The sequence below is a fragment of the Leifsonia sp. T36S-04 genome (assembly GCF_042465655.1).
In the GTDB taxonomy this organism is placed as follows: Bacteria; Actinomycetota; Actinomycetes; order Actinomycetales; family Microbacteriaceae; genus Leifsonia.
Window position 1 is genome coordinate 3,242,282 of record NZ_CP146286.1, and the last position, 23,150, is coordinate 3,265,431.

26 protein-coding genes are annotated in these 23,150 nt (G+C 70.5%); 16 read left to right on the forward strand and 10 right to left on the reverse strand.

Annotated elements, in window-relative coordinates:
• Positions 1-89 precede the first annotated feature (89 nt).
• Positions 90-1,994 carry a transcription antiterminator gene (locus P3F85_RS15775; protein ID WP_374008792.1) on the reverse strand — a complete coding sequence of 635 codons (1,905 nt, stop codon included), beginning with the start codon at positions 1,992-1,994 and terminating at the stop codon, positions 90-92.
• Positions 1,995-2,166: 172 nt separating this feature from the next.
• Here P3F85_RS15775 and P3F85_RS15780 point away from each other — a divergent pair, with 172 nt between their 5' ends.
• The 10 genes from P3F85_RS15780 to P3F85_RS15825 all read left to right on the forward strand — a co-directional run bounded on the left by P3F85_RS15780 (position 2,167) and on the right by P3F85_RS15825 (position 10,933).
• The gene (locus tag P3F85_RS15780; RefSeq protein WP_374008793.1) at positions 2,167-2,475 is read left to right on the forward strand and encodes a PTS sugar transporter subunit IIB; all 309 of its coding nucleotides are present in this window, start codon (positions 2,167-2,169) and stop codon (positions 2,473-2,475) included.
• A gap of 48 nt (positions 2,476-2,523) precedes the next feature.
• Positions 2,524-2,790, forward strand: a complete 267-nt coding sequence (locus tag P3F85_RS15785; RefSeq protein WP_374008794.1) for an HPr family phosphocarrier protein — start codon at positions 2,524-2,526, stop codon at positions 2,788-2,790.
• A 2-nt stretch (positions 2,791-2,792) separates the two neighbouring features.
• Positions 2,793-4,517 (forward strand): phosphoenolpyruvate--protein phosphotransferase, encoded by a 1,725-nt coding sequence (ptsP, locus tag P3F85_RS15790; RefSeq protein WP_374008795.1) that lies wholly within the window; start codon positions 2,793-2,795, stop codon positions 4,515-4,517.
• A complete protein-coding gene (locus P3F85_RS15795) occupies positions 4,514-6,031 on the forward strand; it encodes a PTS mannitol transporter subunit IICB (RefSeq protein WP_374008796.1) in 1,518 nt (505 codons plus the stop codon). The genes ptsP and P3F85_RS15795 overlap by 4 nt, the downstream gene beginning before the upstream one ends.
• Positions 6,028-6,465, forward strand: coding sequence for a PTS sugar transporter subunit IIA (locus P3F85_RS15800; protein WP_374008797.1), 438 nt, complete (start codon positions 6,028-6,030; stop codon positions 6,463-6,465). The genes P3F85_RS15795 and P3F85_RS15800 overlap by 4 nt, the downstream gene beginning before the upstream one ends.
• 10 nt (positions 6,466-6,475) lie before the next feature.
• Positions 6,476-7,648, forward strand: a complete 1,173-nt coding sequence (locus P3F85_RS15805) for a mannitol-1-phosphate 5-dehydrogenase (protein ID WP_374008798.1) — start codon at positions 6,476-6,478, stop codon at positions 7,646-7,648.
• 152 nt (positions 7,649-7,800) lie between these two features.
• Complete coding sequence (locus tag P3F85_RS15810; RefSeq protein WP_374008799.1) at positions 7,801-8,880, forward strand: type III polyketide synthase; 1,080 nt, start codon at positions 7,801-7,803, stop codon at positions 8,878-8,880.
• Positions 8,877-9,404, forward strand: a complete 528-nt coding sequence (locus P3F85_RS15815) for an isoprenylcysteine carboxyl methyltransferase family protein (RefSeq protein ID WP_374008800.1) — start codon at positions 8,877-8,879, stop codon at positions 9,402-9,404. Before P3F85_RS15810 ends, P3F85_RS15815 begins: the two co-directional genes overlap by 4 nt.
• Positions 9,401-10,441, forward strand: coding sequence for an NAD(P)/FAD-dependent oxidoreductase (locus P3F85_RS15820; protein WP_374008801.1), 1,041 nt, complete (start codon positions 9,401-9,403; stop codon positions 10,439-10,441). Before P3F85_RS15815 ends, P3F85_RS15820 begins: the two co-directional genes overlap by 4 nt.
• Positions 10,442-10,576: 135 nt before the next feature.
• Positions 10,577-10,933: a hypothetical protein gene (locus P3F85_RS15825; RefSeq protein WP_374008802.1), complete on the forward strand. Its 357-nt coding sequence runs from the start codon at positions 10,577-10,579 to the stop codon at positions 10,931-10,933.
• Between the two features lie 102 nt (positions 10,934-11,035).
• Here P3F85_RS15825 and P3F85_RS15830 read toward each other — a convergent pair whose 3' ends face one another.
• The 3 genes from P3F85_RS15830 to P3F85_RS15840 all read right to left on the reverse strand — a co-directional run bounded on the left by P3F85_RS15830 (position 11,036) and on the right by P3F85_RS15840 (position 14,771).
• Positions 11,036-12,526: a hypothetical protein gene (locus tag P3F85_RS15830; RefSeq protein WP_374008803.1), complete on the reverse strand. Its 1,491-nt coding sequence runs from the start codon at positions 12,524-12,526 to the stop codon at positions 11,036-11,038.
• A gap of 88 nt (positions 12,527-12,614) precedes the next feature.
• Positions 12,615-13,517, reverse strand: a complete 903-nt coding sequence (locus tag P3F85_RS15835; RefSeq protein WP_374008804.1) for a hypothetical protein — start codon at positions 13,515-13,517, stop codon at positions 12,615-12,617.
• Between the two features lie 51 nt (positions 13,518-13,568).
• Positions 13,569-14,771, reverse strand: a complete 1,203-nt coding sequence (locus tag P3F85_RS15840) for an MFS transporter (protein WP_374008805.1) — start codon at positions 14,769-14,771, stop codon at positions 13,569-13,571.
• Positions 14,772-14,875: 104 nt separating this feature from the next.
• Between P3F85_RS15840 and P3F85_RS15845 the strand changes: the two genes are divergently transcribed.
• Positions 14,876-15,337 (forward strand): MarR family winged helix-turn-helix transcriptional regulator, encoded by a 462-nt coding sequence (locus P3F85_RS15845; protein ID WP_374008806.1) that lies wholly within the window; start codon positions 14,876-14,878, stop codon positions 15,335-15,337.
• A gap of 7 nt (positions 15,338-15,344) precedes the next feature.
• Here the strand turns inward: P3F85_RS15845 and P3F85_RS15850 are convergent, their stop codons facing one another.
• On the reverse strand, positions 15,345-15,848 hold the full coding sequence (locus tag P3F85_RS15850) for a hypothetical protein (protein WP_374008807.1): 504 nt from the start codon (positions 15,846-15,848) through the stop codon (positions 15,345-15,347).
• A gap of 47 nt (positions 15,849-15,895) precedes the next feature.
• Between P3F85_RS15850 and P3F85_RS15855 the strand changes: the two genes are divergently transcribed.
• Entirely contained in the window at positions 15,896-16,258 is a 363-nt protein-coding gene (locus tag P3F85_RS15855) for a nuclear transport factor 2 family protein (RefSeq protein WP_374008808.1), read from the forward strand.
• A 12-nt stretch (positions 16,259-16,270) separates the two neighbouring features.
• Here the strand turns inward: P3F85_RS15855 and crcB are convergent, their stop codons facing one another.
• From crcB to P3F85_RS15870, 3 genes are read right to left on the reverse strand one after another with little or no spacing between them, the layout of a single operon-like run.
• Complete coding sequence (gene crcB / locus P3F85_RS15860; RefSeq protein ID WP_374008809.1) at positions 16,271-16,648, reverse strand: fluoride efflux transporter CrcB; 378 nt, start codon at positions 16,646-16,648, stop codon at positions 16,271-16,273.
• Complete coding sequence (locus tag P3F85_RS15865; protein WP_374008810.1) at positions 16,645-17,091, reverse strand: CrcB family protein; 447 nt, start codon at positions 17,089-17,091, stop codon at positions 16,645-16,647. Before P3F85_RS15865 ends, crcB begins: the two co-directional genes overlap by 4 nt.
• Positions 17,091-17,615, reverse strand: coding sequence for a universal stress protein (locus P3F85_RS15870; protein WP_374008811.1), 525 nt, complete (start codon positions 17,613-17,615; stop codon positions 17,091-17,093). Before P3F85_RS15870 ends, P3F85_RS15865 begins: the two co-directional genes overlap by 1 nt.
• 89 nt (positions 17,616-17,704) lie before the next feature.
• Here P3F85_RS15870 and P3F85_RS15875 point away from each other — a divergent pair, with 89 nt between their 5' ends.
• From P3F85_RS15875 to P3F85_RS15890, 4 genes are read left to right on the forward strand one after another with little or no spacing between them, the layout of a single operon-like run.
• Complete coding sequence (locus P3F85_RS15875; RefSeq protein WP_374008812.1) at positions 17,705-18,133, forward strand: phage holin family protein; 429 nt, start codon at positions 17,705-17,707, stop codon at positions 18,131-18,133.
• Entirely contained in the window at positions 18,130-18,405 is a 276-nt protein-coding gene (locus P3F85_RS15880) for a hypothetical protein (RefSeq protein WP_374008813.1), read from the forward strand. The genes P3F85_RS15875 and P3F85_RS15880 overlap by 4 nt, the downstream gene beginning before the upstream one ends.
• Positions 18,395-19,444, forward strand: a complete 1,050-nt coding sequence (locus P3F85_RS15885) for a YihY/virulence factor BrkB family protein (RefSeq protein WP_374008814.1) — start codon at positions 18,395-18,397, stop codon at positions 19,442-19,444. The genes P3F85_RS15880 and P3F85_RS15885 overlap by 11 nt, the downstream gene beginning before the upstream one ends.
• 26 nt (positions 19,445-19,470) lie before the next feature.
• On the forward strand, positions 19,471-20,127 hold the full coding sequence (locus P3F85_RS15890; protein WP_374008815.1) for an NUDIX domain-containing protein: 657 nt from the start codon (positions 19,471-19,473) through the stop codon (positions 20,125-20,127).
• A 12-nt stretch (positions 20,128-20,139) separates the two neighbouring features.
• Here P3F85_RS15890 and P3F85_RS15895 read toward each other — a convergent pair whose 3' ends face one another.
• Positions 20,140-21,144 (reverse strand): hypothetical protein, encoded by a 1,005-nt coding sequence (locus tag P3F85_RS15895; RefSeq protein WP_374008816.1) that lies wholly within the window; start codon positions 21,142-21,144, stop codon positions 20,140-20,142.
• A gap of 328 nt (positions 21,145-21,472) precedes the next feature.
• Positions 21,473-23,149: a hypothetical protein gene (locus P3F85_RS15900; RefSeq protein WP_374008817.1), complete on the reverse strand. Its 1,677-nt coding sequence runs from the start codon at positions 23,147-23,149 to the stop codon at positions 21,473-21,475.
• Position 23,150: the final 1 nt, after the last annotated feature.

The window sequence follows — 23,150 nt, forward strand, 5'->3', positions numbered from 1 at the left end:
TAGCCGTCGAGTACAGGAAAATTGCGCGTTTTCCGCGCGAAAGCCCGCAGTTTTCCTGTACTCGGCGGCTTTGCGGCCGGGGGCGGGGGTCAGGCGTCGATGATGCGGACGAGCTCGTCGATGAACGCGGTGAAGGTGTCGGCGCGGCGGATGAGCGCCAGGACGGCCTCGCGGTCGGAGAAGACCTCCACGAACTGGTCGAAGACCGTCTGGAACGATGACCGCCCCGCCTCCGAGAACGCGATGAAGGCGATCACGTTGACGCGGGCATCCCCCCAGTCGATCGCGGTGTCGTTGACGACGATCGCGATGGCGGTCCGCCGCGCGCTCATGGTCATCGCATGCGGCACCGCGAGGGAGTCGGTGAACGCGGTGGACGACATCTGTTCGCGCTCCACGGTCTGGTCCACGTACTCCTGATCGATCGCGCCCGTGGCGATCATCCGGTCGCCCAGCGCGCGGATCATCGTGATCGGGTCGCGCGCGTAGAAGTTGCGCAGGAACAGGCTCTCGTCGAAGTACTCCAGCAGCTCGCTCTTGATGCGGGCCCTGTGCCGCTGCCGCCGGATGCGCGAGGCCGCCTGGCGGACGTGCTCCACATCCGTCTCGGTCAGGAACGGCTGCACGATGACCGTGTTCTCGCGGCGCCCGCGCGGGTCGATCGTGGTGAGCACCAGGTCCGCCTCGATCGCCTCCCAGTCGGCGTCGGTCGAGGTGATGACGCTGGTGATGTCGAGCTCGTCGCCGAGCGTGCTCTCCAGCCGGTCGCGCAGCAGGATGTGCATGTCGTAGTAGTTGGGGCAGACGACCGCGCAGGTGACCGCGTCACGCCGGCGGGACTGCTGCTCCAGGTACGCGCCGACATGCATGGCGATGTAGGCGATCTCGTCGTCGTTGACCGCGATCCCTTCGGCCGCCTGCAGCCGGCTGGCGATGTACACGGCCAGCTCGTAGATCATCGGGTACGAACTCTTGATGGACCGCGTGAGCGGGTTGCGCGAGAACGTGTTCTCGTGGGCCCGCGCGACCAGGTTCTGGACGTGGAGGGTCAGCCGCACGATGAAGTTCTCGTCGTGCAGATCGACGAGGTACTCGGCCGACGCCCGGTCCACGATCCCTCGGACCACCTCCAGGTCGGCCGGGCTGACGAACTCCTCGACCGTGTCCTGTCCGGCCCCCGGGGCGATCACCCGGGTCCGCATCAGGATGGCGAGGTACCGCAGCTCGGTCGCATCCAGCGCCGTGCCGAAGTGCTCGTCGATCAGCGCTCCCAGATCGTGAGCGAGGGAGCGGATGGTCTCGCTCGTCTCGGGCTCCTCCACCGAGGGCAGCACCCGGTCCTTCGCCACCCGGTCGAGGGCGACCGCCATGTGCAGCAGCACGTCGTTGATGCCGTACTCGTTGACGAAGAACCCGCGCGCATCCAGCATCGCGACCAGCGCCGACTTGAAGTCGGCGAGCCCCTCCGAGCCGAAGGCCTCCTGGATGCGCGCGACGTCGACCACGCTCTGCCGCATCTCGTCGCGGAACAGCCGGCTGAGCAGCTTCCGCCGCGCGATCTCCGGTCCCAGCAGCTGCACGGTGCCTCCCCGGCGCTCCAGGGACAGCTCGGTTCCCGCGAGCAGCCCGCGCATCCGGGTGAGGTCGGATTCGATCGTGGAGTCGGAGACGAACAGACTCTCCGCCGTCTCGTACACGTCGACCCCGTCCGGCTCGTCGAGCAGCCTCCGCACCAGGAACACCAGACGCTCCTGGGGTGAGCCGGCCGTGCCCGCATCCAAGCTTCCGTCGCCCGCAAGGAAAGCGGCGTAGGCGTCCGGTTTGACGCGGTAGCCGCTCGATCCGGACTCGACGACCTCGCCCAGCGCGGCGGCGTAGCTGCGGATGCTGCGCGTCGTCACTCCGAGGTCGTGTGCGAGTTCGCCTGCCGTCACCCAGGCAGCACGACGCGCCAGGATGTCGAGCATCCTCGTCTGCCTTGCCGAGAGCGCCAAAACCGTGACCACCTTCCATCACGAGTCAACCACCCGACGGGCCGGCCGCCGGGAGTTCCGGCCATGTTTCCGCACCCCCGGAAGAAAGGCTGCTGGAACCGTCGCAGTGTACGGAGAGACCATGTGAGACGTTCCACCCGCTCCACCAGCAACACGCGAAAGGCAAGGATCGATGAGGATCGTGGTCGTCTGCGGCGCCGGTGCGTCCAGCACCTTCGTCGCCGTGAAGCTGCGCAATGCCGCCCGGACGCGCGGTGAGGATGTCGTGGTCGAGCCGGGAAGCGCCAGTCAGCTGGATTCCCTGGCCGGGATCGACGTGATCCTCGTCGGCGGGCACCTCGAAGCCGCGGTCCCCGCGCTCCGCCAGCGCGCGGCAACGACCGGGACGGCGGTCGCCCTCCTCCCCGCGATCTCACCCGTCGCACTCGATGGCGACACCGCGCTGGACCTGGCCCTCAACGCGAAAGCGGCGGCACTATGAGAACCGAACAGGCCACCCGGCCGGCACGGACTGAAGGAGATCGGAACCATGGCTGAACGGATCATCACCGTCGGATCGGCGCACGGGCTGCACGCCCGCCCCGCCAAGCTCTTCGTGGAGGCGGTCAACCGCTCGAGCGCGAAGGTGAAGCTGACGAAGGAGGGCGGCAAGACCGTCGACGCCGGCAGCATCCTCGGCGTGATCTCGCTCGGAATCGACCACGGCGACAAGATCGTGCTCACCACCGACGCACAGGATGGCGAGGCCGTGCTCGACGACCTGGCCGAGATCCTGGCCACGGATCACGACGCCTGATCATGGCCGCTGACGTGAAGGGACCGGGAACCACACTCTCCGGCGCCGGCATCGGCCAGGGCGTCGCGATCGGTGCGGTGCTGCGGATGTCGGCGCCGCTGCCCGAGCCGGCGGACACGGCCAGCACCCGGACCCCGGACGAGGAGAAGGCTCGCGTGCAGCAGGCGGTGGCAGCGGTCGCCGCCGATCTGCGCGAGCGCGCCTCCACGGTCGAGGGCACCGCCGCCGACGTGCTCGAAGCGCAGTCGATGATGGCGGAGGACTCCACCCTCGCCGATGACGTCTCCTCCCGGATCGACGGCGGCAAGACCGCCGAGCGCGCGGTCTTCGAGGGCTTCGCCGTCTTCCGCGACATGCTGAAGGACCTGGGCGGCTACATGGGCGAGCGGGCCGGAGACCTCGACGACGTCTCCCAGCGCGTGGTCGCAGCGCTCGAAGGCAAGCCAGCGCCGGGCGTCCCGCAGTCGGACACCCCCTATGTCCTCGTCGCACACGATCTGGCACCGGCGGACACGGCCCTGCTCGATCTGACCAAGGTGCTCGGGCTCGTGACGAAGGAGGGCGGCCCGACCTCGCACACCGCGATCCTGGCGCGCGAGAAGTCGATCGTCGCGGTCGTCGGCGCCGCGGGCGCGGACGCGCTCGGCGACGGCGACGAGGTCATCGTGGATGCGGCGACCGGCACGGTCACCGTCTCCCCGACCGATGAACAGCGAGCCGACGCGCAGCGCCGCATCGACGAACGCGCTGCCGCGCTCGCCGGAGGCGTTGAGCCCGGCGCGCTCGCCGACGGCACCCCTGTCCCCCTGCTCGCCAACCTCGGATCGGCCGAGGGCGCCGAAGCGGCCATCGCGGCCGGAGCGGAGGGCGTCGGGCTGTTCCGCACCGAATTCCTGTTCCTCGACCAGCGCCTGGCGCCCACCGTCGAGCAGCAGCGCGAGCAGTACGTGAAGCTGCTGAGCGCGTTCGGCGGCGGCCGCAAGGTCGTGGTGCGCGTGCTCGACGCGGGCGCCGACAAGCCGCTGGAGTTCCTGAACGACGCGCACGAGGACAACCCCGCGCTCGGACTGCGCGGCCTGCGGTCGCTGCGGGCCAACGAGGACATCCTGCGCGAGCAGCTCACGGCCCTCGCCGAGGCGGATGCCCAGACTGACGCCGACCTCTGGGTGATGGCGCCGATGGTCGCCACCATCGAGGAGACCCGGTACTTCACCGAGCTCGGCCGTGAGTACGGCCTCAAGACGGTCGGAGTCATGGTCGAGGTGCCGTCCGCCGCGCTGCTCGCCGACCGCGTGCTCCAGGTGGCCGACTTCGCATCCATCGGCACGAACGACCTGACGCAGTACACCCTCGCGGCAGACCGCCTCCTCGGCTCGGTCGCCGCCTTCCAGGACCCGTGGCATCCTGCCGTCCTCCGCCTGATCGGCGAGGTCGGCGCGGCAGGCGCGGCGCGCGGAAAGCCGGTCGGGATCTGCGGCGAGGCCGCAGCGGATCCTCTGCTCGCCGTGGTGCTCACCGGGCTCGGCGCCACCACGCTCTCGATGTCGCCCGCGGCGCTCGCCGACGTGCGGCTCTCCCTCAAGCGTTACACCCTCGACCAGGCGCGCTCGCTGGCCGAGACCGCCTTGGCCGCCGATGGCGCGGCCGAGGCCCGGGAGGCGGTCCGCGCGGCCGCCGAACGGTTCACCTCCCCTGCACACCAGAACAGAAACGAGACAGCACAATGACATCGGCGACACAGACGTCGACGACACCGTCGGCCCCCAGGAAGTCCGTCGGAGCACGCGTTCACGTGCAACGGTTCGGCACGTTCCTCTCGAACATGGTCATGCCCAACATCGCGGCGTTCATCGCCTGGGGCATCGTCACGGCACTCTTCATCGCGCAGGGCCCGTTCCCCAACAAGGACATCGCGAGCCTCGTCGGCCCGATGATCACGTACCTGCTCCCGTTGCTCCTCGCCAACACCGGCGGTCGCCTCGTCTACGGCGTCCGCGGCGGCGTGGTCGGCACCATCGCAGCGATGGGCGTGATCGTGGGCACCGACATCCCGATGTTCATCGGAGCGATGATCATGGGTCCGCTCGGCGGCTACCTGATGAAGCTCGTCGACCGGATCTGGGAGGGGAAGATCAAGGCGGGCTTCGAGATGCTCGTCAACAACTTCTCGGCCGGTATCCTCGGCTTCCTCCTGGCGATCGGCGCGTTCTTCGGAATCGCACCGCTGGTGCAGGGGCTCAGCAAGGCACTCGAAGCCGGCGTCGACTGGCTCGTCTCGGTGCACCTGCTGCCCCTGGTCAGCATCCTGGTGGAGCCCGGAAAGGTGCTCTTCCTCAACAACGCGATCAACCACGGCGTGTTCACCCCGATCGGGACGCTCGAGTCGCAGCAGGCCGGCAAGTCCATCCTGTTCCTCATCGAGACGAACCCCGGCCCCGGTGCCGGCATCCTGCTCGCGTGGGCGATCTTCGGGCTCGGCGCCGCACGCGCGGCCGCCCCGGGCGCGTTCATCATCCAGTTCTTCGGCGGCATCCACGAGATCTACTTCCCGTACGTGCTGATGAAGCCCATCCTGATCATCGGCGCCATCCTCGGCGGCATGACCGGTGTCGCGGTCAACGTGGCCTTCCAGACGGGCCTGCGAGCGCCGGCGGCACCAGGATCGGTGTTCGCCATCTTCGCCCAAGCGCCGGTCCCCAACATGCTCGGCATCGCGCTGGCGATCATCTCGGCGGCCGCGGTCTCGTTCACCTTCACGGCGATCGTGCTGCGATCGAGCCGCCGGCGCGACCTGCTCGCCGGCAACGCCGGTGATCTGTCCGCCGCGGTCGCGCAGACCGAGGCCAACAAGGGCAAGTCGTCCTCCGTGCTGGAGGGCCTGGTCCAGGAGGCCGAGCACGACACCGGTGACGCCCAGGGCGACGCCACAGATCGGCTGGTGCGCAACATCGTGTTCGCGTGCGACGCTGGCATGGGTTCGAGCGCGATGGGGGCCTCCGTGCTCCGCAACAAGATGAAGAAGGCCGGAGTCGAAGGAGTGACGGTGACCAACCAGGCCATCAGCAACCTCGACGGCACCGCCGACCTGGTCATCACCCAGCAGCAGCTGACCGACCGGGCGAAGGGGCAGTCTCCGGACTCCATCCACGTCTCGGTGGACAACTTCATGAACAGCCCCAAGTACGACGAGGTCGTCGATCTCGTCAAGAAGCAGAACGCCACGGAGGACGCCACCACATGACCGACACCATTCTCGACCGGGCGAACGTCGTGGCCGCGGGCTCCGCGGCCACGCGGGAGGACGCGATCCGGGAGGCGGGTGCGCTGCTCGTCGCGGCCGGCGCCGTCGAACCCGGGTACGTCGACTCGATGCAGGACCGCGAGGACACCGTCTCCACGTTCATGGGGAACGGCCTCGCGATCCCGCACGGCACCAACGAGTCCAAGGACGAGATCAAGCGGTCCGCCCTCTCCTTCATCCGCTACTCCTCGCCGCTCGACTGGGGCGGCGAGGAGGTGCGGTTCGTCGTCGGCATCGCCGGCCAGAACAACGAGCACCTCGAGATCCTGTCGAAGATCGCCATCCTCTTCTCCGAGGAGGACGACGTTCAGAAGCTCCTCGACGCCCCGGACGCGGACGCACTGTTCGCTCTCCTGGGCGACGTGAACGAGTGAGGAGGACGCTGTGAAGGCCGTCCATTTCGGTGCGGGCAACATCGGGCGCGGCTTCGTGGGGCTCCTGCTCCACGAAGCCGGGTACGAGGTCGTGTTCGCGGACGTCAACGCCGAGCTGATCGACGCGCTCGCCGCAGCCGACTCCTACGATGTCCACCTCGTGGGTGAGGAGTCGCAGACGAAGACGGTGACGGGGTTCCGCGCCATCAACAGTGCGACGGACGAGGAGGCGCTGGTCGCCGAGATCGCGACGGCGGATGTGGTCACGACCGCGGTCGGCCCGCGCATCCTCCGATTCGTCGCTCCGGTGATCGCGCGCGGCCTCGCAGCCCGGGCGGAGGACGCCCCGCGGCTCGCGGTCATGGCCTGCGAGAACGCGATCGGCGCCTCCGACCTGCTCGCCGCAGAGCTGATGGACGGTCTGCCCGACGACGACACGCGCGACGAGCTCGCTGCGCGCGCGGTCTTCGCCAACACGGCCGTCGACCGGATCGTCCCGGCGCAGGCACCGGACGCGGGCATCGATGTGACGGTGGAGACCTTCTACGAGTGGGTCGTCGACCGCAGCCCCTTCGGCGGACAGGAGCCCCGGATCCCCGGTGCGCACTTCGTCGACTCCCTGGGCCCGTACATCGAGCGCAAGCTGTTCACGGTCAACACCGGACACGCCACCGTCGCGTACACGGGGTTCCTGCAGGGGGCCACCACGATCAGCGAGGCGATCGCGCTCCCGGCCGTGCGCGAGGCGGCGGAGGCCGCACTGCGTGAGACGTCGGCCGCGCTCTCCGCCAAGCACGGGCTGCCGGAGGAGGAGCTCGCCGCGTACCGCGAGAAGATCCTCGGCCGGTTCGCCAACCCCTACCTGGTCGACGAGGTCACCCGCGTCGGCCGCGAACCGATCCGCAAGCTCGGCCGCAACGACCGCTTCATCGGTCCCGCGTCGGACTACGCGCAGTATGTCGGCGGTGTCCCGAACGCGCTCCTCGCCGCGGTCGGCGCCGCCCTGCGGTTCGACGTGCCGGAGGACAGCCAGAGCGTCGAACTCCAGAAGCTGCTCGACGAGGCGGACGCGGCCGCGATCGTCGAAGAGGTCATGGGAGTGGCCGCCGGCGAGCCCCTCCACGCGCCACTTGTCGATGCGGTCTCCGCCGCCCAGCGCGACCGCACCCACCACCCCCGCTGACCCGCAGCCCGCGAGCACAGGAAAAGCGCGCCGGATTCCCCCGATTCGGCGCGTTTTTCCTGTGCTCGCGGGCTGGGGCTGGGTGTTCGCCGACGGCCGGTGTCGGTGGCCGGAGCCGGTGGTACGTTTCGCTTGTGAGTCGAATCGTGTCGGTGGCACCTGTGCTCCCCGCCCGCAGTTACAGCCAGGGCGAGATCACTGCGGCGCTGCTCGCGATGATCACCTCCGATCCCGCGCGGCAGCAGGTGATGCGCCGCATCCACGCCTCCTCGGGAGTCCAGACGCGCAGCCTGGTCATGCCGCTCGAGCAGTACAGCTCGCTGGCGTCGTTCCAGGAGTCGAACGACTACTTCATCGCGGAGGGGACATCGCTCGCCGAGCGCGCCATGATGGCCGCCCTCGATTCGGCAGGCCTTGCGCCTCGCGATGTCGACTTCCTGCTCTTCACCTCCGTCACCGGCATCGCCGCACCCTCCATCGACGCGCAGCTCGTCGCGCGCCTGGGACTGCGTCCCGACGTGAAGCGCCTGCCGAGCTTCGGCCTGGGTTGCGTCGCCGGCGCAGCCGGGATCGCCCGGGTCAACGACTACCTGGCCGGCCATCCCGACGAAGTCGCCGTCCTGCTGTCGGTCGAGCTGTGCTCGCTGACCGTTCAGGCGCGCGACGACTCCATGGCCAACATCGTCGCGAGCGGCCTGTTCGGCGACGGCGCGGCCGCGGTCGTCATGGTCGGCGAGGCACGCGCCGAGGCTCTCGGGCTCGCCGGCCCCGAGGTCGTCGACACCCGCAGCCGCATCTATCCGGACACGGCCGACGTCATCGGCTGGGACATCGGCGGGACGGGGTTCCGCATCGTCCTCAGCGCCGGTGTGCCGGAGGTCATCGAGCGGAACTTCGCCGGCGACGCCCGCGGCATCCTCGCGGCGCACGGGCTCGAAGTGGAGGACGTGGGCGCCTGGGCCGCACATCCCGGCGGACCGAAGGTGCTGGAGGCGTTCTCGCAGGCCCTCGACCTGCCGGAGGGTGCGCTCGACGCCAGTTGGCGGTCGCTGGCGAACGTCGGCAACCTCTCGTCGGCAGCCGTGCTCCATGTGCTCGCCGAGCAGCTGGACGCGCATGCGGCGGGAACCATCGGCCTGCTGTTCGCGCTCGGGCCCGGAGTGACCAGCGAGCTGGTACTGCTGCGCTGGGTGGACGGCGAGAAGCGGGCGACGCCCGAGCTCCTGTCATGATCCTCTACACCGCCCTCGTGCTCGCGACGGGCCTGGAGCGTATCGCGGAGCTGATCGTGTCCACCCGCAACGCCAAGTGGTCGTTCGCCCGCGGCGGTGTGGAGTTCGGGCGCGGGCACTTCCCCGCCATGGTGGCCTTGCATACGGGACTGCTGCTCGCCTGCCTCGCCGAGGTGTGGTTCGCCGGGCGACCGTTCATCCCCTGGCTCGGCTGGCCCATGCTCGCGCTGGTGCTGGCCAGCCAGGCGCTCCGCTGGTGGTGCATCGCAACGCTCGGCCCGCGGTGGAACACCCGGGTCATCGTGGTCCGCGACCTGCCGCTGGTCACGCGCGGACCGTACCGCTGGTTCACGCACCCGAACTACGTCGCGGTGGTCGTCGAAGGCTTCGCGCTGCCGCTGGTGCACACGGCCTGGATCACCGCGCTCACGTTCACCGTGCTCAATGCGTGGCTGCTGGTCGTCCGGATCCGCTGCGAGAACCGCGCTCTGGCCACGGTCTTCCGGGAGCCGGCTGCCGCATGAATCCGCAGGTCGTGGTCGTGGGCGGCGGACCCATCGGTCTCGCCTGCGCCATCGAGGCCCGCATCGACGGGATGGATGTGGTGCTCGTCGAGCCCCGCGTCGGGGCGATCGACAAGGCGTGCGGCGAGGGGCTGATGCCGGGCGCGCTCGCGGCCTTGCACCGGATCGGGGTGGACCCGGCGGGCCGGCGACTGGACGGCATCGCCTACGTGGATGCGAACTCCCGCGTGGAGCACCGCTTCGCCGACCGTCCGGGCCGCGGGGTGCGGCGGACCGTGCTGCACCAGGCGCTGGCGGACCGCGCCGTCGAGCTCGGCGCGGAGCGCATCCACGCGAAGGTCACGGGCGTGACGCAGCGGGCGGACGGCGTGACGCTGACGCTCGGGGACGGCGTCACACTCGACTCGGCATGGGTGATCGCCGCCGACGGCCTCCACTCGCCGGTCCGCCGCATGGTCGGCCTCGACGGACGCGGCCAGGACGGGGCGCGGAGGCGCTTCGGCCTCAGGAAGCACTTCGCCGTGGAGCCCTGGACGTCGCTCGTGGAGGTCCACTGGTCGGAGGGCGCGGAAGCCTACGTGACGCCCGTCGACGAGTACACGGTCGGCGTCGCAGTGCTCGGCGCGCGCCCGCTGGACATCGACGCCGTCATCGCGTCGATTCCGGAGCTGGCAGGGCGGCTGGACGGGGTCGCCGCCGTCTCCGAACCTCGCGGCGCGGGACCGCTGCTGCAGCGGGCGCGTGCGCGCTCCTCCGGGCGGGTGCTGCTGGCGGGCGACGCCTCCGGTTACGTGGATGCGCTCACGGGCGAGGGGATGCGCGTCGGCTTCGCGCAGGCCCGTGCGGCCGTCGCCGCCGTCCGCGCGGGCAATACGGAGCAGTACGAGCGGGCCTGGCGCGCGACGACCCGGGACTTCCGGATGCTGACGTCCGCCCTGGTGCTGGCGGCGAGGTCGCGCTTCCGGCCTCGGATCGTGCCCGCTGCGGCGCGCCGCCCGGAGCTGTTCGGCTCCGTTGTCGAGCGTCTCTCGCACTGACCCGGTAGCCCGGAAAATGCCTGCATTTCAGGGCTTTTAAGCATGCTTAGCACCTGTGGAATCTCGCCACGGAGGCGTCGGCCGGATTAGTATGTGAGATCGAAGATCGACATCCGATATGCCGAAAGGTGAACCATGGACCGTTCAGCATCCAGTCCTCCCGTCGAGGCCGAGACCGCCGCCGAAGCCCCGGAACCCCGTGCGTCGGAACCCCGTGCGTCGGAACCCCGCGCTCCGGAAGCGGGCGCGTCCGCGCCGCCGCCCGCGAAGAAGCGGATCACCATCACGTTCTATCTGACCGACGCGATGCGGAATCGCGCTCGGGCCGCCTACCGGCAGACGTCGTACAGCGAACGGGATGCAAGCTGGTCGGCGATGATCAACAAGGCTCTGCTCGCCGAGGTGGAGCGCCGCGAGCTGGCGTACAACGGTGGCGAGGTGTTCGTCGGAACGGACGAACCGTTGACCCCCGGTCGTCCGATCGGATTCTGAACTGCGGCGACCGGGCCCCGGCACGGCGAGTTCCCGGCACGCCGGCGGCTGGGATGCCGGCGTGCCGGGAAGCTGTCACCCGCGCTCAGCGGGCCCAGGCGCTCAGCGGGTGTGGTGGCGCGACCGGTTCGCCGCAGCGAAGGCCAGCATCACACCGAGGAGAGCCAGCAATCCACCCAGCGCACCGAGTCCGAGGTCATCGGAACCGGTGGAGGCCAGGGTGGTGGAGGCGAGTGCCGCGGTCGCGACTCCCGTCGCGGCCGACATCCGGCCGGTCGCCAGCACCGATACTCCAACCGTGGAGGCCGGCGTCGTGACGACCGGGTCACCCGTGGACGGCGTACCCGGGGTCGCCGGAGTGGTCGGCGTGGTCGGAGTGGTCGCGGTCGCTCCCGTCGAGGACGCGTCTCCCGCAACCGCCACGGCGTTACCGCCGACGGTCACCGGCGCAGCGATGCCGATGGGCAGGTCGGTCCCGCTCAGCAGCCCGCCGCCGGTCGTGGCCCCCGGGGCGCCGTCGCCGGCGGTCGAGCCGCCGGTCGCCGGAGCGGAGGTCACCGAGTCGGCCGTCGTCGCATCACCCAGGACCGACACGGCGTTACCGCCTGCGGTCACCGGAGCCGCCGCACCGATCGGCGCCTGAACACCCGACAGGATGCCGCCATCCGAACCGGAGCCCGACGTCGACGACGAGCCGGTGCCGGCCGCCGGAGCGGTCGTCGCGGAATCCGACGTCGTGGCGTCACCGAGGACCGAGATCGCGTTGCCGCCGGCGGTCACCGGCAGTGCCGCATCCACGGGAGCCTGGACACCCGAGAGGATGCCGCCGCTCGAGCCCGCACCGCTGGTGGCGGTGGAGCCCCCGCCCGCAGCCGGAGCCGTCGCGGTCGAGCCGCTCGACGACGCGTCACCGAGGACCGACACGGCGTTGCCGCCCGCGGTCACCGGCGCCGCAGCCCCGACCGGAGCCTGGATGTCCGACACCAGTTCGCCGCCGGCGCCCGTCGAACTAGCCGACGAACCCGACGAAGCAGACGAACCCGACGAGTCCGCCGGCGACGCAGCCGTCGAGTTGCTCGAGTTCGCGTCACCGAGCACCGAGATGGCATTGCCGCCCGCCGTCACCGGCACATCCACCGACACCGGCGCCTGAATTCCGGAACCGATGCCGTCGGCGCCGGACGATGTGGCGCTGGACCCCGACCCTGAGCCCGCCGCGGGGGCAGACGCATCGGAACCGGAGCTGCCCGCATCGCCCAGGACGCTGACCGCGTTCCCGGCGACCTGCACCGGCACGCTGACGTCGGCGACGGCCTGGTCGCCGCTCAGGACTCCGCTGACGGAGTCGGGAGCGATGGAGACCGACGGGGCAGCGGGTGCCGCAGGGGCAGCCGCAGCGGAGTCAGTGCTGGACGAGTCGCCCAGGACCGAGATGCCGTTGCCGGCGATCGTCACGGGGACGGTGGCACCGACGACCGCCTGGTCTCCGGTGGCAACGGTGTTGTCGGCCGCGTTGGCCGCGGCCGTTCCGGCGAGCCAGAGGCCGCCGACGCAGAGGGTGAACCACATCCCTCTGGAAACGTACTTGTTCATGATCGAGCCTTTCGAATGAGTGAAGTTCGGCCGGCACAGACGTGCCGGGTCGTGGTCGCGTGCTGCCGCAAGGGCAGCCGGGACCCACTCAGTCGGGGCTGATGTCGTGGTCGGCGACGGGGCCGGAGGGGACGCGATCGTCCGTGGGCCCGCCGCTGAGCCCGCATGCCGCGCGGACGGGAAGAAGCAGGGAGTCGAGGGTCGTGCCGGCAGAGGGCGCAGTTCCGCCCGGCCCGCTCGCGCCGCCCGGGGAACCGGCAGCACCACCGGTCGGCAGTCCCCCGGGGGCCGCGGGCAGCGGGGCCGCGGGTTCGCCGCCGAGAGGACCGGCGGGCGCCGAGGACAGGCCGTCGAGCGCACCCGTCGCGACGGGCCGAAGGCCGCCGCTCACGGCACCCAGCAGCAGCGCCGAAGCGCTGGCGGATGCAGTCAGCTGGGCGGCTCCGAAGCCGGCGCCGGGGTCGTTGGAGACCGCAGAGGCCGGGATGGACACGAACGGCGAGACGGCCGAATCGACCGCGCCTGCCACATCCGCGACCGCTTGATCGAGGGACCCGGCGACGGGCTGCGCGACAGAGGAGACCGGGGCGGCCGGGAGGACGTCTCCGACCAGCGGAACAGCGGCGACCACCCGATCGACCGTGGCCGCGACCGGCGCGACGACGGCGCTGACGGGCGCCTGCTCGGCGACCGCGTCGACCGTCTGGGCGACAGGGGTCACAACGGACGCAACGATCCGCTGCACCGGCGCGGGCAGCACCGGCGCGACGGCTCCGGTGACCGAGCCGACGGTCTCGCCGGCCTCCGCGGTCCCGTTCGAGACGAGGGAGCCGATCACGCCTGACGGCGGGGCGGGCTCAGCGGCACTGGCGGCCGAGCCTCCGGCGAGGAAGCCGAGGACGGTCAGACCGGCGCCGGCGACCAGCGAGGCGACGAGCATGCGCGCAGGGGTGAAGATGCTGCGGTGCGGCTCTTCGGCCGACTCCGGCATACGATCACCCCCTGATCGTTCGAGATGAGGGCGAATGTACTCCGCTGTCTACTAGACAGGAAGGGCGGATTTTTCGGAGCCGCTGCGTGCACGTTCGCTTCCCGAACGATTTCTGCGCGCGGAGAGGGCAGCGATGGCGACCACCACGAGTGCTCCCACGGTCATGGAGGCCCCCACCCAGAGGGGCGACGTGTAGCCCAATCCGGCCGCGATCGTGATCCCGCCGATCCAGGCGCCGAGGGCGTTTCCGAGGTTGAAGGCGGCGATGTTCGCACCTGAGGCGAGCGTCGGCGCCTGTGCGGCGTACGACAGCACGCGGAGCTGGAGTGCGGGAACGGTGGCGAACCCGAAGGCCCCCATCAGCACGAGACCGACGACCGCGCCGACCGGCATTCCGGCGACGAGGGCGAAGCCCGCGAGCACCACGGCGAGCGCACCCAGCAGCCACAGGAGCGTGCGGTCCACCGAACGATCGGCGAGGCGACCGCCGACCCAGTTGCCCGCGAACAGGCCGACTCCGAACACGATGAGGAGCCACGGCACGGCACCGGGGGCGAACCCGGAGACACCCGTCAGCGTGTAGGCGATGTAGGTGAAGGCGCCGAACATCCCACCGAACCCGAGCACGGTCGCCGCGAGCGACAGCCACACCTGTCCTGAGCGGAACGCGGACAACTCCCGCCGCAGGCTGGATCCGGACCGCTCCCCCGCTCCGGAGGGGACCAGGATGGCGACCCCGATCAGGGCGACCACACCGATGGCGGTGATGGCCCAGAAGGTCGCACGCCAGCCGAACGCCTGCCCGAGCAGGGTCCCGAACGGCACTCCGAGCACGTTGGCGGCGGTGAGCCCGGTGAACATGATGGCGATGGCGCGCGCCTGCTTCTCCGGGGCCACGAGGCTCGCCGCGACGACCGACCCGATTCCGAAGAACGCCCCGTGGCATAGGGCGGCGAGCAGGCGCCCGCCCAGCATCACTCCGTAGTCGGGTGCGATCGCGGAGAGCAGATTGCCGGCGATGAACAGCACCATGAGCCCGACGAGGGCCGCCTTCCGCGGGATGCGCGTCGCCGCCGCGGTCAGCCCGAGGGCGCCGACGACCACGGCCAGGGCGTAGCCGGAGATCAGCCACCCGGCGGCGGCCTCGTCGACGTGGAAGTCGGCCGCGACCTCCGGCAGCAGGCCGGCGATGACGAATTCGGTCAGGCCGATGCCGAACCCTCCGAGAGCGAGTGCGATCAGGCCGGCGGGCATGGGTCTCCTTCGTGCAAGGGGGTCGGTGCGCTATCCTGTTAGTTGCAGGCGCGCTATAAATAGTTGCACGTGCAATTAAATGACGCAAGTCAGGAGGCACACACATGGGCATCGGCGACGACGCCGTTCAGGTTCGGGCGCACGGCTGGCGCACCCTTGCCGCCTTGCACGGTTACATCGAGTCCGAGCTGGAGCGCGACCTCAGCCGCAGCGTCCAGCTCTCGGTCGTCGAGTACACGGTGCTCGACTCCCTCGCCCGCCAGGACGGCTGGCACATGCGGATGCAGCAGCTCGCCCGGGCGAGCGCACTCAGCCCGAGTGCCACCACGCGCCTCGTGAACCGGCTCGAAGAGCGCGGGCTGCTCACGCGCATCCTGTGCGCCGACGACCGCCGGGGAATCTACACGGAGCTCACACGCAGCGGTCACGAGCTGCTGGATGCCGCCCGGCCGGTCCACGACGACGCACTGGCACGCGCCCTCGAGGGCGCACGCGAGGTGCCCGAGCTGGCCCCGCTGGTGGAGGCGCTCCCCCAGCTGAGCGCGGCCCAGCCGGTCGCCTCCTGACCGGCTCCTACCGGAGCACCTCGACGAGCGCGATCCACGAGAACAGCACCGTGGTGACGATGGCGAGGATGGTTCCCACGGCCACGAACACCAGACCGGCCGACGACCCGGGAAGCACCAGCAGCAGGACCCCTCCCACCGCGTAGACCGCCGGCGGCGCGGCGAACAGCGCGATGCGTTCCGCCGTGTACTTCGCGAACCCGCTCTGCACACCGTCCCGCTGCACCGCGACGGCCGACCGGGCCACCACCAGAGCGCACAGTGCCGTGCCCACCAGCACTTGGATGCCGAACCCGAACGGCACCTGACCGGGGATGAGGGCGGCGCAGCACAGCGCGACGCCCAGGATCAGGGCCGCGATCGACGCGGCGGCCCGGGCCGCGAGACCCCGGGATTCCGCGATCGTCTTGATGTTCACCGACAGCGCCACGATGAGGAGACCGCCGAGCGCGGCGCCCGCTCCGGCGACGGCGACGTTGAACTCCGACCAGGAGGCGAAGGGCTCCAGCATGCGGCCCAGCGTAGCGGTGCACATCGGCCAGGGCGTATAACGGGGGAATGGCCGACGCGATCACCACCTGGATCGACCTCTACCGGCGCGCGTGGGAGAGCAACGAGCCCGACGACATCCGGGCGCTCTTCACCGAGGACGCCAGCTACCGCACGGAACCGTTCGCCGAGCCGTGGGACGGTCACATTGAGATCGTCGAAGGCTGGCTCGACGCGCAGGATGAGCCCGGCGCCGCCACCTTCGAGTGGCGGCTGATCGGCCAGGACGGACCCGTCTACTTCGTCGAAGGCGTCACCGACTACCGCGACGGCCCGATCTACAGCAACCTGTGGATCGTCCGCCTCGCCGGGGATGGCCGCGCCGACGAGTTCACCGAGTGGTGGATGGAGCAGGAGCCCGACCAGGGCTGACCTCGTGCCGTTCTACGCGAGCTGACCGAGCCACAGTCCCAGGCCGGCCGCTGCGAGCGCCAGTGCGAGCATCCCGATGCCGTTGACCAGCGCCGCGCGGTACCTCCGCTGCTGCGCCAGGCGCACGGTCTCGTAGCTGGCCGTGCTGAAGGTGGTGTACCCGCCGAGGAACCCCGTTCCGAGCACCGCCCGCCACTCGGCAGGCAGCCCGTGCGCCAGGGCCAGTCCGGTCACGAGGCCCAGCAGGAAGGACCCGGTGACGTTGATGATGGTCGTGCCGATCGGGTAGCCCACACGCAGCCACGACCGCAGCGCTCCGTCGAAGACGAGCCGCGCCACCGCGCCCACTCCTCCCGCCGCGGCGACAGCGATGACCAACAGGGCCGTCATGCGCGTCCCCGTGCGGCTCTGCGTCGCGCCACGGCAGACGCGACCGCGATGCCCGCCACCGACGCTGCAGCGCCCACGACGATCGTGGCGCCGGCGTACAGGATGCTGAGCCCGACGCTCTGCGCCGCGATGAGGCCGTCCGTGTCGACCGCCAGCGAGCTGTACGTCGTGTAGCCGCCCAGGATGCCGGTACCGGCGAACAGGCGCAGGTCGCGGCGGGCACCCTCATCCGGTCCGCGCAGCGCGAGCGACTGCAGCAGCCAGCCGAGCACGAACGCCCCGGTGACGTTGATCAGGAAGGTGATCAGCGGCACGCCGGCGATCGGAGGGACCGACAGCGCGAGCAGGTAGCGCACGGCTGTGCCGATCGCACCGCCGACGAAGACGAGGAGGACCGAGCGCGGCCGCAGGTGCAGGGGCGCTCGAGGGCGGTCCGCCGGCACTAGACCGGCGGATCTTCCCACGGGAACCGCTGGGCACCCGGGACGGGGTTGAGGGGTACGACGATCACGGGCCGGTGCTGCCGGTGCGCCAGGTGCACCGCGACCGAGCCGTTGAAGAACTCCCGCACGCTGCCGCGGAGGCCGGCCTCGCGCGTCCCGACCACGATGTAGCGGGCGTCCATGTCGTCCGCCAGTCGCGCCAGCGACCACGCCGGGTCACCGGCCAGCTGCTGGAGCGAGTACGGGATGCCGCGGCCGTCGAGCGCGCTCCGGATCTGCGCCTCCAGCTCCGGGTCGAAGGGCTTGTCCTCCGCGTCCGGCAGGTCCGGGTCGTAGGGCAGCGCGACGACGGTTCCGTCGACGTAGCTGGACACCACGTACCGGTCGGGATCCACGTTGGCACACACGAGGGGAACGTCCAGGTCGTCCGCCAGGCGCGCGGCCTGTTCCAGGACCGCACGGGGCTGACCCGGAACCACAGCGGCGAGGATGCCACCCCGCCGGGCGATCTCGTTGCCGTTCATGCCCCTAGTGTTGCACCATCCATGGGTTCACTCGTGCGGAGCCGTGGGGTACGTTCGGCCATACCAGTGTCTGAGAGGAGCCCGATCCGATGGCCGACACGCCACCGCTTCCCCGGGAGCGACGCCGCACCACCCGCGGACTCCGCCCCCTGCCGGAGCTGACCAAAGACCTCGTCGCCCAGTTGCGGCGCCTGGTCGCCGCCGAGGTGGCCCTGTTCAAAGCCGAGATGACCGCGAAGGCCAAGGCCGCCGGCATCGGTGCGGGCCTGCTGGTCGGGGCCCTCCTCTTCCTCTTCTTCGCGTTCGCCGTGCTGATCGCCGCCGCGGTGCTCGGCTTCGCACTGATCCTGCCCGCGTGGCTGTCCGCGATCATCGTCGGTGTCATCCTGATCGTCATCGCCGTCGTCATCGGCTTGATCGGGCTAAGCAGCCTCAAGAAGGGGCTGCCGCCCGTGCCGGACGACCTCGGGAGCGAGTTGAGCGCCGACGCCAAGGCGTTGAAGGGAGAGCAGCCGTGACCACGGAGACCGTTCCCGCGGTGCGCCGCGAGGGCCAGCGCCCGGCCGGGCGTCCGCCGCTGCCGAAGGGTGCCGGGATCAACTCCCTCAAACTCGACCTCGAGCTGACGCGCGACGAGCTGGCCTCCACGCTCGACGATCTGTTCGCCACGTTCAACATCCGCGTGCAGATCCGGTCGCACCCCGTCTTCTTCACCGGGCTGTTCCTGGCCCTGACCGGCGCCGCCGCCGGAATCGCCACGCTCCTCGTGAGGCGTGGGCGTGCCCGCTGACCAGGGGGGCGTGGGCAGCGACCGCGCCAAGGCGGTGCGGCGGATCGAGGACCACTCCAGCGTCCCCTGGTACCGCCTGCCGTGGGGCTTCATCCTGAAGCGCACCCTGCGCAGCTACTCGACGGACCAGGCGACGGACTTGGCTGCCGGGCTCACCTACTTCGCGGTCCTGTCGCTGTTCCCCGCCCTGCTGGCGCTGGTGAGCATCCTGGGCATCGTCGGGCAGAGCAAGACCGGGATCGACGCGCTGTTCGGGATGGTGAACGACCTGGCTCCGGGCATGACGGATGTGCTCAAGGGCCCGATCGCCGACCTCGCCTCCTCCCCCGCCACCGGGTGGGCGCTTGCGATCGGAATCGTCGGCGCCGTCTGGTCGGCATCGGGATACGTCGGCGCATTCGGGCGCGCGCTCAACCGGATCTACGGGGTGCAGGAAGGCCGCACGTTCATCGCGCTGCGCCCGGTGCAGCTCGGCGTCACGCTGATGGCGCTCGTCCTCATCTCGCTGCTGGCCCTGCTGCTGGTCATCTCAGGTCCGGTGGCCCAGTTCCTGGGCGGACTCATCGGGCTGAGCGACGCGTTCCAGTTCGCCTGGTCGATCATCCGCTGGCCGATCGTGCTCGTGGTGATCGTCGCGCTGGTCGCGGTGCTCTACGCCGCGACGCCGAACGTCAAGCACCCGAAGATCCGCTGGCTGACGCCCGGGTCGATCGCGGCCATCGTCGTGCTCGGAATCGCGTCCGCGCTGTTCGCCTTCTACGTGGGCAACTTCGGAAACTACGACAAGACCTACGGCGCCCTGGCGGGGATCATCGTGTTCCTGCTGTGGATCTGGATCGCGAACAACGCCCTGCTGTTCGGGGCCGAACTCGACTCCGAGACCGAGCGGGCGCGCGAGCTGGTCGCCGGCATCGAGGCGGACGACGTGCTGCGCCTGCCGCTCAAGTCGGACAAGGCACTGCTGAAGGCCCGCGAGGCCCACGCCGGCGACATCCTCGCCGCCCGGGAGATCCGCCGTCAGTACCGCGCTCGAGTGTGAACCTCGGTCGCAGCTAGGCTCGCCGTATGAGCGACGCGCGACCCGGCCACGATCTCCCAGACGGCCGCGGGCGCACCGGGCTGCACCGGACGGGGCGTGAGCTCACCGGCAACCCGGACGTGCGCATCCGGGACGTGGAGGTCACCTCCGACGGCTGGCACGTCCTGCGCCGCACCACCTTCGACTACCGAGGCCGGGGCGGCCAGTGGACGACGCAGACGCGCGAGACGTACGACCGGGGCAACGGCGCGGCCGTGCTGCTCTACGACCCGGTCGGTCGCACGCTGCTCCTCTCGCGTCAGTTCCGTTTCCCGGCCTACGTGAACGGGCACCCCGACGGCATGCTCGTCGAGGCGGCAGCAGGACTGCTCGACGGAGACGGCCCGGAGGAGGCCATCCGGCGGGAGGCCTCCGAAGAGCTGGGAGTGACGATCGGAGAGCTCACGCACCTATTCGACCTGTACATGAGCCCCGGCTCCATCACCGAGCGGGTGCACTTCTACGCGGCTCGCTACTCACCTGCCGAGGTGACCGGAGGCGGCGGGCTCGCCGAAGAGGGCGAGGAGATCGAGCCGGTGGTCGTTCCCTATGACGAGGCCCTGGCGTGGGTCGCGGACGGCCGGATAGCGGACGGCAAGACCGTCATCCTCGTGCAGTGGGCGGCGCTCACGCTGTTCGGCTGAGCGCGCGACCGGTCAGCCGTAGCGGAGGGTCGGACCGTTCGACTTCAGGAAATCGATGTGCAGGTGGTTGCACGTGTCGTCGAACGGCTTGAAGTGCGACAGGTCCATCGACGAGCGGCACCCGACCTGACCGAGACCGGTGCCGTCCGGCACCAGCGGGTCGAGGATGCGGATGAGCTCCACCGACTTCGCGTCGCCGCCGGTGAGGGGCGAGCCGTTGAGAAGGTAGAAGTCGACCGCGTGGCCGCCACCGTCCGCGTAGTGCGCGGAGTCGGTGCCGGCGCCCTCGATCTGGCCGGTGCAGCGGCGGTTGATGTCGCTGACACCCACCTGGTTGAAGTTGTCGAGCGCGATCGAGATGGCCTGGAGGACGCGGTAGTCGACACCACAGCTCGCGACGGCGTGTCCTTCGGCGAGGTCTGCGATCTCACCGAGGTGGTTCGGAGTCGATCCGACCAGACGGCCGGACGCGACCGCGCCCATGATCTGGACCGCGAGCGCCTGCACGGTCGGCGAAACGGTGGAGTTGGTGGTCGAGTCGAGCGCCTGCGGGCTCTCCTGGATGGCGAGGCCGTCACGGGCCACGACCTGCGTGACGCCGCCGCCGGTCAGCGTCTGGACGGCGAGCGCGGTGCGCGCGGCTCCCACGGTCGATCCCTCGCCCGACGTGGCGTAGGCGGGGAGCGCTGCGGTGCCGAAGAACGCGGCGAGCGCGATCATGACGACCGCGTGCACGCCCCAGTGCCGGCGCTCGGGGCGGGCCGGCTGGGGGCTGCGCGGGGCGCGTGCCGGGCGGGCTGCGCGCTCGGCGCGAGCTGCCGTGCTACGGGCCGCCTTGCCGCGTGCGGCGCGGGTCGGCCTGACAACGATGCGCTCCCGGGTCCGCGGGCGGCTGCGCTCTGCCTCGAGGGCGGCGCGACGGCTCGGGAACGGCTGCGTGGCAGTCAGCTCGGAGGGCGTCGTGAACGCGGTGACCGGGTCGTCCGAGAGGTCCGGCTGCTGTTCCACATCCACCACGACGGGTGCCCTGAGAGTCCGGCGAGGCCGCACTGAAGGAGTGGAATGTGGCAAGCTGCTGGGTCTTCCTAGGGGGGTCGGACGGGGGCGTCGCACCGATGAGGCGCGAAACACGTACCGACCATTTCTACCCGATATCGCCTGGATGTTCCATCAATGCAGACGAATAGATCCCGGTTGGGGGGCACATCCCACGCGTTCGGGTCACGCAGGAGCCCCCCCTCCGGGACCGGGACGGGAGCAGACTCCGTCCTCTCAGAACCTAGGCGTCGCGGGCCTGCGAGGGGCTGTGGGGTACGGCTGATACGACGCGCTTCCCAGGCTTCGGTCAGGGGATGTCGACGGCCAGTTCGACACGCCCGGCGCTCGCGCGGAGAGAGACCTCGCCTCGTTCTGAGAGTTGTCGCAGACCGATTCCCGAGCGGGACGCCTCCAGCGTTCCCCCTGACTCGATCACCACCTCCACGCCACCGGTCGCGGCGGGCCGGAGCTCGATCGCGACCGGCGACCCGTCGCCGTGGCGCACCGCGTTCGCCAGCCCCTCCGACATGGCGTCGACCGCGGCGGAGGCACGAGCCGGATCGGCCAGGCGATCCCACACCCCGTCCGCGATCCTGGCGCGGAGATCGATGGCGGACGACCAGCTCTCGATCAGCGCACGCACCTCGTCCGCAGCGTGCGCGTCGTCGTGCTCGGTGCGCAACGCGTCCCGGGCACGGCCCACCACCTCGGCGACGCGAACCGCGGTCGTCGCAGAGCCTTCGGCAGGCGTCGCCGTCAACATCAGCGCACCGGCGATCAGCTCGGACTGCACCCCGGCGTGCAGAAGCCGGGCGAGGGATGCGCGCTCGCGCTCGTAGTCCTGGCGGATCCGCATCGCCGTCTGGACGTTCGCCCGCAGCGCCTCCTCGAGCTCTGCCTGGTCCTGTCGTACGCGAGCGGACAGGGACGCGACGAACGCGATGCCGAGCGCGATCACCGGGAAGGTGATCGCTTCGAACCACGCCGGCGACGATTCTGCGCCGACCGCGGAGAGTCCGATAGCGCTCGCCGCGGCCAGGAGAAGGCCGGCGGGCACGTAGAGAACCAGGAGGGTCAGGATGCGGAGCACGCCGTCGCGCGGAAGCGGCACGACCGCGACGAGTGCGACGGCCGTCAACAGCACGGCCGCCCCGAACAGCATCGGCAGCAGGCCGTCCACGCCGAACATGCTGACCGCGAACGGCAGGACGAGCGCCATGAACACCGCCGTCGTGGTGACCGGCGGCGCCGCCCGTGTTCCCGCGAGCACCGAAGAGGTCCACTCCCACCGGCCGAGGGGCTCGGAGTCGGGAGGCCGCACGACAGGTTCGTCCTCGTACACCCGGTGGCTCGCCGGTCGCACCACGTCTTCGGCGAGTGCGCGAAGGACGCGTGCGCCCTCCAGCGGCTCGAGGCGGTCCACGGCGGCGAGCATCGCCGCCTCCTCCAGCGCCGCCACCACGTCGTCGACCGCGGCGCTGCGCAGTCTCGCGAGCCGCTCCCTCGCACACTCCACGTCGATCTCCGACGCCCGCTGTGCCGCTCGCAGCCGACGGAACACTCCGCGGTGCTCCCGCACCAGGTCCACACCGACGGCGATGAGCGAGAACGAGACGAGCAGGACGACCGCGTTGGTCGCCATCCGCGCGAACAGCTGACCGGGAGCGACCGGGATGTGCAGCAGTCCCCCCGCCTCCAGGAACAACAGCGGACGCACCCCGCCGACCACGGCGAAGATGGTGAAGACCGCGATCGCGCGACCGCGTACCTGGATCACGCGCAGCACGGCGACGCCCACGAGGAGCAGTCCGCCGAGGATCGCGTGCTGGAGGGCGGCGACGGCGACGACCGCTGCCGGACCGCCGGTCACGTACTGCAGACCGGACATGACCGTGAACGCGAACGGCAGGGTGATGAGCCACGTCCACCACGTGATGGCCGAGGGTCCGTAGACGCGGGCGATCGAACGACGGAGGGACTGCATG